General features: G+C 72.7%; 11 protein-coding genes. 8 read left to right on the top strand and 3 right to left on the bottom strand.

Annotation, left to right across the window (positions count from 1 at the left end):
- The first annotated feature begins 9 nt into the window (after nt 1-9).
- The 4 genes from ACFYWL_RS14980 to ACFYWL_RS14965 all read left to right on the top strand — a co-directional run bounded on the left by ACFYWL_RS14980 (nt 10) and on the right by ACFYWL_RS14965 (nt 5,913).
- Nucleotides 10-432, top strand: coding sequence for a peptidase inhibitor family I36 protein (locus ACFYWL_RS14980; RefSeq protein ID WP_386972419.1), 423 nt, complete (start codon nt 10-12; stop codon nt 430-432).
- Between the two features lie 399 nt (nt 433-831).
- Nucleotides 832-3,315 carry a hypothetical protein gene (locus ACFYWL_RS14975; RefSeq protein ID WP_386972416.1) on the top strand — a complete coding sequence of 828 codons (2,484 nt, stop codon included), beginning with the start codon at nt 832-834 and terminating at the stop codon, nt 3,313-3,315.
- Between the two features lie 5 nt (nt 3,316-3,320).
- Nucleotides 3,321-4,682 (top strand): condensation domain-containing protein, encoded by a 1,362-nt coding sequence (locus tag ACFYWL_RS14970; protein WP_386972413.1) that lies wholly within the window; start codon nt 3,321-3,323, stop codon nt 4,680-4,682.
- Between the two features lies 1 nt (nt 4,683).
- Complete coding sequence (locus ACFYWL_RS14965; RefSeq protein ID WP_386972410.1) at nt 4,684-5,913, top strand: MFS transporter; 1,230 nt, start codon at nt 4,684-4,686, stop codon at nt 5,911-5,913.
- Between the two features lie 81 nt (nt 5,914-5,994).
- On the opposite strand, the gene ACFYWL_RS14960 is transcribed toward ACFYWL_RS14965, so the two are convergent.
- The 3 genes from ACFYWL_RS14960 to ACFYWL_RS14950 form a co-directional block, all read right to left on the bottom strand.
- Nucleotides 5,995-7,374: a family 43 glycosylhydrolase gene (locus tag ACFYWL_RS14960; protein WP_386972407.1), complete on the bottom strand. Its 1,380-nt coding sequence runs from the start codon at nt 7,372-7,374 to the stop codon at nt 5,995-5,997.
- 133 nt (nt 7,375-7,507) lie between these two features.
- Nucleotides 7,508-7,897: a hypothetical protein gene (locus ACFYWL_RS14955; RefSeq protein ID WP_386972404.1), complete on the bottom strand. Its 390-nt coding sequence runs from the start codon at nt 7,895-7,897 to the stop codon at nt 7,508-7,510.
- 132 nt (nt 7,898-8,029) lie between these two features.
- Nucleotides 8,030-8,290: a hypothetical protein gene (locus ACFYWL_RS14950; protein WP_386972402.1), complete on the bottom strand. Its 261-nt coding sequence runs from the start codon at nt 8,288-8,290 to the stop codon at nt 8,030-8,032.
- A gap of 206 nt (nt 8,291-8,496) precedes the next feature.
- Between ACFYWL_RS14950 and ACFYWL_RS14945 the strand changes: the two genes are divergently transcribed.
- The 4 genes from ACFYWL_RS14945 to ACFYWL_RS14930 all read left to right on the top strand — a co-directional run bounded on the left by ACFYWL_RS14945 (nt 8,497) and on the right by ACFYWL_RS14930 (nt 13,295).
- Nucleotides 8,497-9,498 (top strand): LacI family DNA-binding transcriptional regulator, encoded by a 1,002-nt coding sequence (locus ACFYWL_RS14945; protein ID WP_386972399.1) that lies wholly within the window; start codon nt 8,497-8,499, stop codon nt 9,496-9,498.
- A gap of 469 nt (nt 9,499-9,967) precedes the next feature.
- Entirely contained in the window at nt 9,968-11,323 is a 1,356-nt protein-coding gene (locus ACFYWL_RS14940) for an ABC transporter substrate-binding protein (protein WP_386972396.1), read from the top strand.
- A gap of 74 nt (nt 11,324-11,397) precedes the next feature.
- On the top strand, nt 11,398-12,309 hold the full coding sequence (locus tag ACFYWL_RS14935) for a carbohydrate ABC transporter permease (RefSeq protein ID WP_386972393.1): 912 nt from the start codon (nt 11,398-11,400) through the stop codon (nt 12,307-12,309).
- An 11-nt stretch (nt 12,310-12,320) separates the two neighbouring features.
- A complete protein-coding gene (locus tag ACFYWL_RS14930; protein WP_386972390.1) occupies nt 12,321-13,295 on the top strand; it encodes a carbohydrate ABC transporter permease in 975 nt (324 codons plus the stop codon).
- Nucleotides 13,296-13,347: the final 52 nt, after the last annotated feature.

The raw sequence follows: 13,347 nt of genomic DNA, 5'->3' as shown, positions 1-13,347 counted from the left end.
GGTATTGGGATGATGATTCGGCCCGTTCCACCGACCGTTCGGCGGCTGTCGCGCGCCTCGGTGGTGTTCGGCCTCCTGGCAGCGCTTCTGGCTACTGCCCCGGCCCCCGCCGCGGCGAGTCCGGCCCCCGCCGCGCGTAACGCGCCGGCCGTCGACGCCTGCCCATTCACCAACACGCTCTGCCTGTTCGAGGGCGCCAACTACACCGGTGAGCGCCTCACCCTGATCTCTCTGGTGTCGCCCGGCACGTGCGTGAGCCTGGTGGACGCCGGTTGGGGAGACCGTCCGCGTTCCGCGATCAACACCAACAGCCGGAGCGCGGCGATGTTCATGAACGACGACTGCGTCGGAGGGGCCTTCGAAGTCCCTGGCAACAGCTCTCTGCCGAGCTTCGGAGGGTTCACGCCCGAAAGCGTCTGGGTGCCCCGGTAAGGCCGCCAACCGGGTGGCACGCGACCGCGTGTCACCCGGTTCCTCCGGCTCGGCCCGCACGGGCGGGCTCGGCCCGCACGGGCGTCGCGACGGGCGGCCGATGCTCGGGGCGGCGCGGCGCGGCGAGAGCCTGATGTCGATCGTCCTCTATGGATTGACTGTGCCTGCTGTCTGGGCGAGGATGGCGGGAACAGGGGCTGTCATCGCCCGTCTTCCTCGCGTGATCGGGAGGAGGTGTCGAGCATGGAGCGTTACGAGGACCTCGAAGGATCCGCCGTGGGGCTGATCAACGCCGTCATCAACTGACCCGCCGGTCACCAATCGGGCGGGCGCGGGCTGCCCCATCGCCGCGTGTCCGCCCCTCGGCATCGACCAACCGGCCGGGGCGGGAGGAGAGGGATGGCCGACATCACCTGGCGAGATCCGGCGGCGTTGCCGCTGCGCCCGCTCATCGACCTGACCGCCGATCCCGTGGTCCCGCCGGCCCTGGTCGCCGAAGCGGCGCTGTTCTGCGCCGGCCGGTCCGACCCGTGCGGCTGGTTGCCCGCACATGCGCCGCCCGCCGGCCTGCGCCGCGCGATGCAGCGATCCGGCCTGCTCGACGCCACGGACACCCTCGTCGCGCCGCCCGAGGTGCGCGAGCGGCTCGAGACCGAGGAGCACGCCGGCCTCCTGTGGGCAGCGCGACTGATGCGCGCGCTGGGCCGCCGGGAGGACGCCGCGAAACTGCTGTGGCGCCTCGGTGAGGAGGCGTCGTCCCCGGTGCGCGCCTGGCGGGCGCTCCTCCTCGCCGAGGACGGCCGGCAACCGCTTCCCCCGGTGCCGCCCGAGGCGGCGGGCCTGCCGGTCCGCCTCGCCACCGCACTGGCCCGGGCGGGGCACGCCGCGGCGAGCGGGCAGCCGGCCGGTGCGGCGCTCGCCGCGGCGGAGTCCCTGGCCGCCGGCCTGTCCGGCGACCGGCTCGGCGTGATCGCCCGGGCCCGGATCCTCGCCGTGCGGCTGCGCTGCCCGGGCGAGCCGGTGCCCGAGGCCGACATGGTCCGTGCCGTCGTCCGCGACCTGGGGACGGGCCGGGACGACTTCCTGGCGCGCGACGCCGCGCTGGCGCTGCTGCGGGCCGCCGCCCGCGCCGCCCTGCACGAGACCGGCGCGACCGGCGTCGGGCCGGCGCGCGAGTTCGCCGGCGTCGCCCTCGATCTCGATCCGACCGGCGCGGCGACCCGGCTCCTCGCGGCGGACGCGGCCCGGGCGGCGGGCGACGTGGAGGCCGCCCGCGTTCACTACCGGGTGGCCGCCCGGACCGGGCTGGCGGAGCGGACCGCGGCGCTGGCCGGACTGCTCGACCTGGCGGCCCCCACCGTGGCCGCCAGGGGCGGCGGGCCCGCGGCGACAGCCGGCACCGGTGGGCCGCCCGCGACAGCCGACACCGGCGAGCTCGTGGGGGCGTTGGCCGACCTGCTCGCCTCGGACCGCCGTGAGGAGCGCGACCGGTTGGCGGTTCTCGTGGCGCGACGCCCGGCGTTGGACGGCACGGTCTGCGCCGACGCGGCGCGTTGGGCGGTCGCGGTGCGGGAGCCGGCGGCCCAGGCGCGTCCGCTCCCGCTCGAGCGCTACCGGCCGTTCCTCGACCTGCGGTCGAGCGAGATCCTCGACCCGGTCGACTCTCCTCCGGTCGCGATCCACACGCCACTGATGTCCTACGCGGCCGTGCTCGAACGTCGCGAGCCGTGGTTCCGGGAGATCCACCCGCAGCGGGCGACGGCCGCCATGTTCCGCGACGAGATGCAGGCCACGGCCGCGGTGTACGGCTATGCCTCCGGCGGCGCCTCGGCCGACTACCGGACCTGGCTGGCGGCGTCCGACGGCTGCCCGCCGGAGGTGCGGGACCGGCTGGCCAACGCGTCGGACCTGCCGCTGCTGGACCGGGCGCTGCTGGGCCGGCTGCTGTCCGCCGTGGGTTTCCACGCCGAGGCCGAGCAGATCCTTCCCGGGCCCGGCGTGCCGGTGCGCGACCCCGAGGGCGCGTACGCGCTGGCCAGCTGGATCTTCGCCGAGCAGATGCTCACCACGGGGCACGCGGCCGAGCTGGAGCCGCACTTCCGCACGCTGTACGACCAGCTCGGCGACGACGTCCGGTACGCCCGCACGAGGGTGGTCACCACCATCAACGCCACGGTCAACGCCGCCCGGCGGCGGGAGCCCGAGACCATCGCCCGCTGGCGCAAGCTCGGCGAGGAGGACCTGGCCCGGTACACCGCGCTGGCCGAGGTGTCGGAGTTCGACGCCGCGCTCATGACCAGCAGATGGTTCCGGGCCATGGGTTTCCTGCCGTTCCTCACCGGCGACCGCGACCTGCTGCGCGCGGACATGGACCGGTGGCTCGGCATCGCCCGGGAGCTGACCGGGCACGACGAGCACACCCGGGTCATCGCCGCGGACAACTACTTCCCCGCCGTGGAGACCGCCGTGCGCACCCACACGTACCTCGGCGAGCGAGACGCCGCGCTGGCCCTGGTGGACGAGCTGGCGGAGCGGATCGACCCGATCGACCCGAAGACCTGGCTCACCGCGGGGGAGCTGCGATACCAGGCCGGCGACGTCAGCGGCGCGCTCGACGCGTACCTGAGGGCGGCGCACCTGGAGTTCCCGTACGGCCGCATCTCCTGGTTCAACGCCGGCCAGGCGCATGAGCAACTGGGCCGGGCCGACCTGGCCGCCGAGTGCTACCGCCGGTCGCTCGCACACTGGCCGACCGGCGTGACGCCGCTGCGCCGGCTGCGTGACCTGCACCTGAGCGGCCGGCTGCCCGACGACCGGGGGGTGCTGGCAGCCTGGGCCGCGGGCCAGCCGGCGTGGTCACGGCTGCCCGCGTTCGAGGGCTGAGCCGGGTGGGGGTGCCGCCCTACGGGGCGCAGCGCGAACTGCTGCTGCTGAGCGACACCGACGAGGCCGGCCTGCCCCGGCACAACCCGATGCCGCGGGCCTGGACGCTGTGGCGCGTCCGGGGCGAGGTGGACGTGCCCCGCCTGGCCGCCGCCATGCGGGCCGCCGCCGCCGGCAACGACGTGTGGCGGGCCCGGTTCGCACCCGGCCCGGAGCTGGTGTGCGGAGCCGAGCAGCCCTTCCCGGTGACCACCGTGGACTGTGCCGACCTGCCGGCGGACCGGCGGTTGGAGGCGGCCGGGGCGGCGCTCGGCGCCGCGGTGTACGCACCGATCGACCTGGGCCACGACCCGCTGGCCGGCGCCTGCCTGGTGCGGCTGACGCCGGACGACCACGCGCTCGCCCTCGTGGTGGACCACGGCTTCGCCGATCACGCGACGCACACCCGGTTCGTGCGCCGCGCGGCGGCGGCGTACGAGCATCCCGACCGCACGCCGCCGCCGGTGCCCTCGTTCTTCGCGCACGTGGCCGAGGTCGCTGCGGACCCGCGGCGGCCCGCCTCCCGGGAGTTCTGGGCGGAGGCGATGAGCCGGGAGGTCCCCGCCGTCGCCTTCCCCGGCGGGCGCTGGAAACCGTGGCGGGACACCACTGCGACCGCCGCCTGGCCGCTGGGGCTGGGTGGCGACACCACGGGGGCCATCCGGCGTGGCCGGGAGCTCACCGGCGCGACCGGCTCCGGCCTGCTCCTCGCGGCCCTGTCGTTCCTGCTGGGGCTCTGGACCGAGGCGGACGTCCCGGTGCTGTACGCGCGGGGCGGCCGGTGGACGCGGGAGAGCCTGGAGGTCCCCGGCGCGCTGCACGAGGCGGTGGTGAGCGTGCCACCGGACACCGTCCCGTCCCCCTCGCTCGCCGGCTGGGTCCGCGGCCTCGCCGCCGCCAACGCCGCCGCGCCGCCCCTGCTCGGCCGGTGGCTGACCGACTTCGGTGGCATCGAGGCCCTGCGCGAACGGCGTCGCCTCGTGCTCAACGTGGTGGCGGCGGAGCGCACCTGCACGCTCGGCCTCGCCACGATCGGCCCGGCGGGCCGGCTGCTGCGCGGCGTCGTGCGCCCGCCCGCCGGCCGGCGCGGGTTCCCCGCCCACAACGCGCTGCACCTGGCGGTCACGTGGTCGGCCGAGCGGCCCGAGCTGACCGTCCACCACGACCCCGAGGTGCTGCCGGCCGCCGAGCCGGTGGGCGCCGCTCTGGTCGAGTTCTTCGCGCTGCTGGCGCAGCGGCCCGACATCGAGGCGGGCCGGGCCGCCGACCTGCTGCGCGCGACGTGGCTGCGGGCGGCCGACGCCTCGACCCCGGCCGCGCCGACCTGACGTGGCGCACCACCGCGCCGGGCTGCTGCGACAGCACGACTTCCGGTCCCTGTGGCTCGGGGCGGTCGCGAGCCAGTTCGGCGCCCGGATGGCCCTGGTGGCGCTGCCGTTGGTGGCGGCCGGCCCGATGCGCGCCTCCGCGTGGCAGGTGGGCCTGGTCGGCACGCTGGGCACGGTCGCCTTCCTGGTCGTCGGCCTGCCCGCCGGCGCGGTCGTCGACCGGGTGCGGCAGCGGCGGCTGCTCATCGGCGCCGACCTGGGGCGGGCAGCGCTCGTCGCCTCGCTGGCCGTGCCGGCGGCCCCGGGCGGCGTGGCGCTGGGCCAGTTGTACGTCGTGGTCCTCGGCGTCGGGGTGCTCACGGTGTTCTTCGACGTCGCGCACCAGAGCTACCTCCCGCGGGTGGTGCGGCCCGAGGAGCTGGTCGAGGGCAACGCCCGCCTGAGCACCACCCTCGCGGTGGCGCAGGTCGCGGGTCCCGCCCTGGCCGGGCTGGCCGTCGAGCTGGCCGGCACCGGACCCGCCGTCCTGCTGATCGCGGCGGGGTTCGCCGGGTCCGCCGCGTACCTGGCCCGGATCCGCGCGGCCGACCCGCGGCCCGCCACCGCTGGCCGGTCCGGGCTCGCCGGGCAGATCCGGGACGGCGTGGCGTACGTGCTGCGCCACCCGGTGCTGCGCGTGCTGGCGCTGGCCGGCGGCGCGTACAACATGTTCGCCCTGGTGGTGCAGACGATGGTGCCGGTGCGCCTGGTCAGCGAGCTGGGCGCGTCCCCGGCGACGGCCAGCGCGTACTTCAGCGCGGGTGGCGCCGGCGGGATCCTCGGCGCGGTGGTGGCCCGACGCCTGGCCCAGCGGCTCGGGCAGTATCGCTCGGCCTGGCTCTGCCTCCTCGTCACCGCGCCGTTCGCGCTGCTCACCCCCCTGATCGACAACGCCGGCCGGATCTGGCTGGCGGCCGGCGGCTACCTGCTGCTGTGGGCGGGCGCGACGGCCTCCAATGTGGCCCAGGTCAGTCTGCGCCAGCGGCTGTGCCCGCCCGAACTGCTCGGCCGGATGAACGCCACCATGCGCTTCCTGCTCGGCGGGGCGATGCCGCTGGGCGCGCTGCTGGGCACCGTGCTGGGGGCCGCCGCCGACGCCCGGGTGGCCCTGTGGGTGGGTGCGGTCGGCCTGCTCCTGTCCTGCCTGCCGCTGCTGCGCCTGGGCGTCCCGGCCGACCGCCAGCCCGCGTAGGCCGCCCGTGGCGGGAGCCGGGAACGGACGCCACCGACCGGCGGCCCGGGGCCGGGTCCGGCGGGCCGGCCTGGCGCGGGATCAGTACACGTAGGGCCAGCCGGCCGCGTCGTAGCCGATGCGGTTGATGCCGAGCAGCGACGCGCCGTTGTCGGCGTAGTAGTGGTAGAACAGGCAATCGCCGTCGCTGTCACCGAGGACCGCCTGGTGGCCGGGACCGTGGATGCTGCCGTGCGACGCGAGGATCTGGGTGCCCCCACCCGAGAGCATGGCCTGTCCGGCTCGGTCGACGAACGGCCCGGTCGGGCTCGCCGACCGCCCCACCATGATGCGGTAGGTGCTGCTGGCGCCCTGACAGCAGCGGTCGAACGAGACGTACAGGTAGTACCAGGCGCCGCGCTTGACCATGACGGGCGCCTCGATGCCGGGAGCGTAGTTGGCGAGGCTGTGCATCGACGTGCCGAGCCGGCGTCCGGTGCCCGGGTCGATCTGGATCATCTTGATCCCGGACCAGAACGAACCGAAGCTCAGCCACCAGCGGCCCTGGTCGTCGACGATGAGGTTCGGGTCGATCGCGTTGAAGTCGTCCGACGTCCGCGACTCGATGACGAGCCCCTCGTTGGTCCAGCTTCCGGCTGCGCCGGTGGCGCTGGTGGCCAGGAAGATGGCCGAGCGGTTGGAGCCGAAGGTCGACGCCGAGTAGTAGAGGTGGTAGCGGCCGTTGCGGTACGACAGGTCCGGCGCCCACAGGCTGCGTGAGCCGCCGGTGTAGGTGGTGGTCCAGGGCGCGCCGCCGGGAAAGACCGTGCCGGCGTTGCGGAAGGTGATCCGGTCCGTCGAGGTCTTCAGCGCGATGTCGTCCCCGGTGTGCGCGACGAGGTAGGTGCCGTCGGGCCGTTTGACCACGGTCGGATCGTGGACGCCGACGTCCCCGGCGACCCTGCCGGGCTGCGGGTAGGCCGGTGACGTGGTCGGCATCCCGCCGCCGAGGCGCACCAGTTGCCACTGCTGGTTGACCCCGTCCACGTCGGAGTATGCGGCCAACCGCCCTCCGTCGGCCGTCGACCACTCCCACAGGTCGATCACCTTGCCCGACTGCCGGTTCACGAACCGCACGAACCCGCCGGCGGAGTCCTGCAACCGGAACTGCTGCGTGGCCGAGCCCCGGTCGGTGGTCTGCACCAACTGGGTGCCGTCGGCGGCGTTCGGCAACTCCAGCACCTTCCCGCTGTGCCGCGACCGCACCCTGTAGAAGCCGCCACCGGCGTCGACGAACTGCCACTGCTGCACTGCGAGGTCGTTGCGCGTCCACTGGTTGACCGGCGCGTTCTCCGCCGTCGACCAGTCGTAGAGGTCCATCGCCTTGCCGCTGTGCCGGTTGACGAACACGTACGACGCCGACGTGTCCACCGTCGCCGCCGAGGCCGACGGCAGGCCGAACGCCGCGGTGCCCACCAGCATCGTCGCCGCCGCGCCGGTGGCCAACCCGAGCCGCCATCCAGGCCGCCGCGGTCCCACCCTCGGCAGGGAGTTCAACCTGGTCATCGAAAGCCCTCTCCGAGTGGTCGACAGGCCCGGGTTGCCTCCGGCGGGATCAGCAGCCGCGCGGCTGCCAGGTCACCTTCGTCACGTACATGGGCACGTACAGGTCCCCGTCGCCGCCGGGGAGGACGCAGATCGTGCCGGTCAGCGGCGTTCCGAGATACGTGTAGGACCACGTTATCTCGGCCTTCTTGGCGGTGTAGTTGTAGAAGTTGAACGCCGGGACGTTGCCGGACCACTCGCTGTCGGTCGTCAGGGACGGAGTCGCCGTGGGGCCCTCCGGCGGGTGGTTCCAGTTCGGCCAGATGCAGAGCATGCCCTGCGGGCAGTTTCCGGCGCCCCAGCCCTGGGCTGACAACGGAGCGGGTGCCGCCGAGGCGGCGGGGGCGGTGGCCAGCACGCCTGCGACGGACGCGGCGACGGCGATGGACTTCCACAGCATGGTCCACCTGCTTCGAGAGACATCTATCGATGAATGTCAAAGCTATCGCCGCGAGGTTGAGCGGTCAAGCAGGTGGAAGGGCGGCTGTCGGGGCACGCCCTGCCGCCGTCTGGTCCTGTCGCCCCGGTGGCCCTAACCCGGCAGCCAGGCCCGGAAGTACCAGCCGTTGTATTCGCTGTCGGGCAGGGTGCGGTATTCGCAACTGTTGCTGACCTCGCCCCAGTAGCTGGCCTGGATGCGGTATGCCTCGCACTCCTCGTACGTCGTGAAGTAGCCGTTCCAGTCGAATGGCACGGCGAGGGCCGGGGTCGGCTGGACCGTGAAGCTGGCGGCTGCCGCGGCGGTGGCGACAACCGCGAGGCGGACGAGCCGGCGGCGGAGCGGCTGGGGCATGGGGAGTCCTTCCGGAGCGGCGAGTGACTGCTTGCCTACCGTAGATCCATCGCTGCCGATTTGATGATCCGCCGTTCGGGTGGGCCGCAGCCGCCGGAGTGCCGGGCATGAGGGTTGCCCGGAAATGGACGGATGACGTCAGGATGATGACTGCGTGCGTCATCACCTTGTTTATTTTTTGCAGCGCGGTGCCGTAGCATTGCGGCGTGGCGAAGCGACTGACCGAGGTGGCCCGGAAGGCGGGCGTCAGCGAGGCGACGGTCAGCCGGGTGCTCAACGGGCGTGGCGGAGTCTCCGAGTCCACCCGCACCGCCGTGCTCACCGCGCTGGACGTGCTGGGCTACGAGCGGCCCACCAAGCTGCGGGGGGAGCGGGCGCGGCTGGTCGGGTTGGTGCTGCCGGAGCTGCAGAACCCGATCTTCCCGGCGCTGGCCGAGGTGGTCACCGGGACGCTCGCCCAGCGGGGCTACACCCCGGCGCTCTGCGCCCGCACCATTGGCGGCGTGTCCGAGTCGGACTACGTCGAGATGCTGCTCGATCACCAGGTGTCCGGCATCATCTTCGCGGGCGGTTCGTACGCGCTCGCCGCCGCCTCGCACGACCACTACCGGCGGTTGACCGATCGGGGGCTCCCGGTGGTGCTGGTGAACGCCGGCATCGACGAGCTGGGCTTTCCCCGGGTCTCCACCGACGACGCGGTCGCGGTGGAACAGGCGTACGGGCATCTGCGGTCGCTCGGCCACGAGCGGATCGGCATGGTGCTGGGCCCGGAGGACCACGTGCCCTCCCGGCGCAAGCTGGCCGCGCTGGCCCGCATCGCCGGCTGGCGGGACCCGGACGAGTGTGTCGAGCGGTCCAGCTTCTCCATGGAAGGCGCCCGGGTGGCCGCCGCCAAGCTGGTGGGCCGGGGCGTCACCGGCGTGATCTGCGCCAGCGACGTCGTGGCGCTCGGCACGATCCGCGCGGTGCGCCGGCTCGGGCTGTCGGTGCCCGACGACGTGTCGGTGGTCGGCTTCGACGACTCGGCGTTCATGACCTGCACCGACCCGCCGCTGACCACGGTGCGCCAGCCGATCGAGACGATGGGCCAAGCGGCGGTCGACCTGTTGGTCACCCAGATCGAAGGCGCCGGCGTGCTGCGCGACGAGTTGCTCTTCGAGCCGGAGCTGGTGGTCCGCGGCTCGACGGGCCCGGCGCCCGGGCGTTGACCCACCGTGGGCGTCGACCCACCTCGGGCGTCGACTCCGCGGCCCGGCGCTGAGCCCGCCGCCGGCCGACGCTGACCCTGCCGCCGGGTAGTCCTTGACCCCGGTGCCGCCCGATCGTGCCCGGGGCGTGCCCGGCGTCCCCTCGCTGCCCGGCGTCCCGCCGGGCCGGCCCTCGCTGCCCGGCGTTCCGTCCTGACGTCGGCTCCCGGTATCCGGACCGCTGCCGCGGCGTCCCGCGCGCGCTCTGTGCGGTCGGGGCCGCGGCGACCGGACACTCGACGGGATCAATGCGACGAACCTGGTGGAGAGCCCGCGAATCCTCCCCGACGCATCCGTGGGCGAGGGTCCGTCCTCTTTTTCCGCGATGCTGTCCACTTCTTGCGGCAAGCGATTCGACTTTGTATCGTCATCGCCACGAAACATGGCAGCTTTGAGAGCCGGATCACATTCGCCCAGGAAGGGTGTCTCCATGACCAGAACGAGCCTGCGCAGCGCGCTCGGGCTGCTCCTCGTCGCCGGGGTGGCGCTGTCGGCCGCCGGGTGCGGTGAGGACGACGAGAAGTCGACCTCCGGCGGCAAGGTCACCATCACGGTGAACGGGCTGCCGCCCGCCACCGAGGCGGCCAACCACCAGCGCTTCCTCGACAACGTCGCAGAGTTCGAGCGGCTGAACCCCGACATCGACATCGACGCCCGCGAGGGCAAGATGGACCCGCAGACCTTCGCCGCGAAGCTGGCCGGTGGGCAGCTCGAGGACGTCTTCTACGTCTACTTCACCGACCCGGCCAACCTGATCGCCAAGCGCCAGGTCGCGGACATCAGCACGTACGCCAAGGACTTCCCGGTCGTCGACCAGGTCAAGCCGGAGCTGCGCAGGGTCTTCTCCGGCGCCGACGGCAAGCTGTACGGCCTGCCCTACAAGAACTACTCCTCTGGCCTGCTCTACAGCCGGCCCCTGTTCACCAGGGCCGGGCTGGACCCGGACAACCCGCCGAAGACGTGGGCCGACGTGCGCGTGGCGGCGAAGAAGATCGCCGCGCTCGGCAACGGCACCGTCGGCTACGGCGAGTACAGCAAGTCCAACACCGGCGGCTGGCACTTCACCACCGAGATCTACTCCGTCGGCGGCGACGTCGCCGTCCACGACGGCGGCACCTGGAAGGCCGCGTTCAACAGCGACCAGGGCAGGCAGGTGCTGAACCAGCTCAAGGAGATGCGCTGGACCGACAACAGCATGGGCGCCCGGCAGTCCCTGGAGTGGGCCGACCTGCTCCAGCTCATGGGCGCCGGCAAACTCGGCATGTACGTCGCGCCGGCCGACAACATCCCCACCATCGTCAACCAGTACAAGGGCGACTTCGCCGACTACGGCCTCGGCCCGATCCCGGACGGCAAGGGCACCCTCGGCGGCGGCGAGGGCTACATGTTCAACGCCAAGGCCACCCCGGAGAAGATCAGGGCCGGCCTGAAGTGGCTGACCTTCTGGTTCACCAGCGCCGAGCGGTTCGAGGCGGAGAACAAGTGGGCGACGGAGAACAAGCTGCCGGTCGGGCTCCCCGAGCCGCAGATCTTCACCGGGCAGGCCGCCGCGACCCAGGCTGCCGCCGACAAGAAGTACGCCAACGTGCCGCAGGAGAACTACGCGCCCTTCGTCGCCGCGATGGACTCCATCCCGGTGAAGTTCGAGCCGCCGAACGCACAGCAGGTCTACGCGGTGCTGGACGTGGCGATGCTCAAGGTGCTCACCGAGCGTGACGCCAACGTCGACCAGTTGCTGGCCGACGCGGAGAAGCAGGTCAACACCATCCTGGCCGGCGTGAGGTAGCCGAGCCGACGACCGGTGAGGGCCCCCGCACGCAGCGGCTGGCCGGGGCCCTCCCGAGCACGAAAGGACATGGCATGGCGGTCGTCACGGCCGGCTCGCGCGGGCCGCGCGGCGCACGGCTCCGCCGCTCGATCTCCGACAACCTCCTGGCGTACGCCTTCCTGGCGGCCGGCATCGCCTGCTTCGCGTTGTTCTCCTGGTATCCGCTGGCGCGCGGGGTCCTGCTGAGCTTCCAGCAGGTCAACTTCGTCACCGACCCCTACTGGGTGGGGCTGGACAACTTCGAGGCGCTCCTCGCCGACCCGCTGTTCTGGACGGCGTGGAAGAACACCCTGGTCTTCACCGGGTTGGCGCTGGTGCTGGGCTACCTGGTGCCGCTGGCCCTGGCGATCCTGCTCAACGAGCTGCGCCACTTCAAGGGGTTCTTCCGGATCGCGGTGTACCTGCCGGTGATGCTGCCGCCGATCGTGGTGGTGCTGCTCTGGAAGTACTTCTACGACCCGGGCAACGGCCTGTTCAACACCGTGCTGCGCGGGGCGCACCTGCCGGAGTCGCAGTGGACCCAGTCCTCCGGCACCGCGATGATCTCCCTGGTCCTGGTCTCCACCTGGGCGAACCTCGGCGGCGCCACCCTGATGTACCTCGCGGCGTTGCAGAGCATCCCCGGCGAGCTGTACGAGGCGGCCGAGCTGGACGGCGCCTCGGTCTGGCAGCGGCTGCGGCACGTCACCATCCCGCAGCTGCGCTTCATCATGCTGGTCCTGCTGCTGCTCCAGGTCATCGCCACCATGCAGGTGTTCATCGAGCCGTACCAGCTCACCGGCACCACCAACCCGGACACGGTGACGGTGATGATCCTGATCTACCGGTACGCCTTCACCGTCAACAACGACTTCGGCCTCGCGGCGGCGATGAGCGTGCTGCTCTTCGTGGTGCTGGGCGCCTTCTCCGCCATCTACCTCCGGCTCACCCGCCGCGCCGACTGAGGGGGCCCGCCATGACACTCACCGCTCCGCCCGCGCCGCCGGTGCCGCCGGCCGCCGCGCCGGCCGATGAGAACCGGCGGGGCCGCCAGCGGCTCGGCGGGCCACCGGCCACCCGTACCCTGATCTCGGAGACCGAGCTGAGCCGGGGCCGGGGGAGGGTCGTCTACCTCGTCGTCCTCGGCGTGGTCACCGTCGTGTTCGCGCTGGTCTTCTTCTTCCCGCTCTACTGGATGGTGACCGGCGCGGTGAAGTCGCCGGCCGAGTTCGCCCAGACACCGCCGACCTTCGTGCCGGAGTCGTTCCACCCGCAGACCTACGCCGAGGCGTGGGACCACATGCAGATCCTGCGGTACTTCACCAACACCGTCTACTACGCCGTCGGCGGTTGGCTGATCCAGCTCGTCGTCGCGGTGACCGCCGCGTACGCGCTGTCCAAGCTGCGACCGCGCTTCGGCAACGTGGTGCTGGCCGGGATGCTGGCCAGCCTGATGCTGCCGGCCGCCGCCCTGCTGGTGCCGGCCTACCTCACGGTCACCGACGTGCCGATCCTCCACGTCAACCTGCTGAACACCCCGTGGGCGCTGTGGCTGCCGGGCGCGGCCAACGCGTTCAACGTCTACGTGCTGAAGCGGTTCTTCGACCAGATCCCCGACGACCTGCTCGACTCGGCGAGCCTGGACGGCGCGGGCCGGCTGCGGGTGCTCTGGTCCATCGTGCTGCCGCTGTCGCGTCCGGTGCTCGCCGTGGTCTCCATCTTCTCGATCATCGCGATCTGGAAGGACTTCCTCTGGCCGCTGCTGGTGCTCCAGGACACCGACGCGCAGACCCTCAGCGTCGCGCTGAGCCGCCTCTCCAACGTCAGCCAGGTGCCGCCCACCGAGATGATGGCCGGCCTGGTGATCGCCAGCATCCCGATGGTGGTGGTCTTCCTGGTCTTCCAACGCAGCATCGTCAGCGGCCTGTCGGCCGGTGGCGTGAAGGGCTGACCCGCCCCGGCACCCGACCCCACCGAGACAGCCGGTACGACTGAGAAAGCAG

Source organism: Micromonospora sp. NPDC002575 (genome assembly GCF_042889525.1).
GTDB classification, from domain to species: Bacteria; Actinomycetota; Actinomycetes; order Mycobacteriales; family Micromonosporaceae; genus Micromonospora; species Micromonospora carbonacea.
Note: the sequence above shows the minus strand (reverse complement) of the source record. Positions and strands in the feature narration are given on the sequence as shown.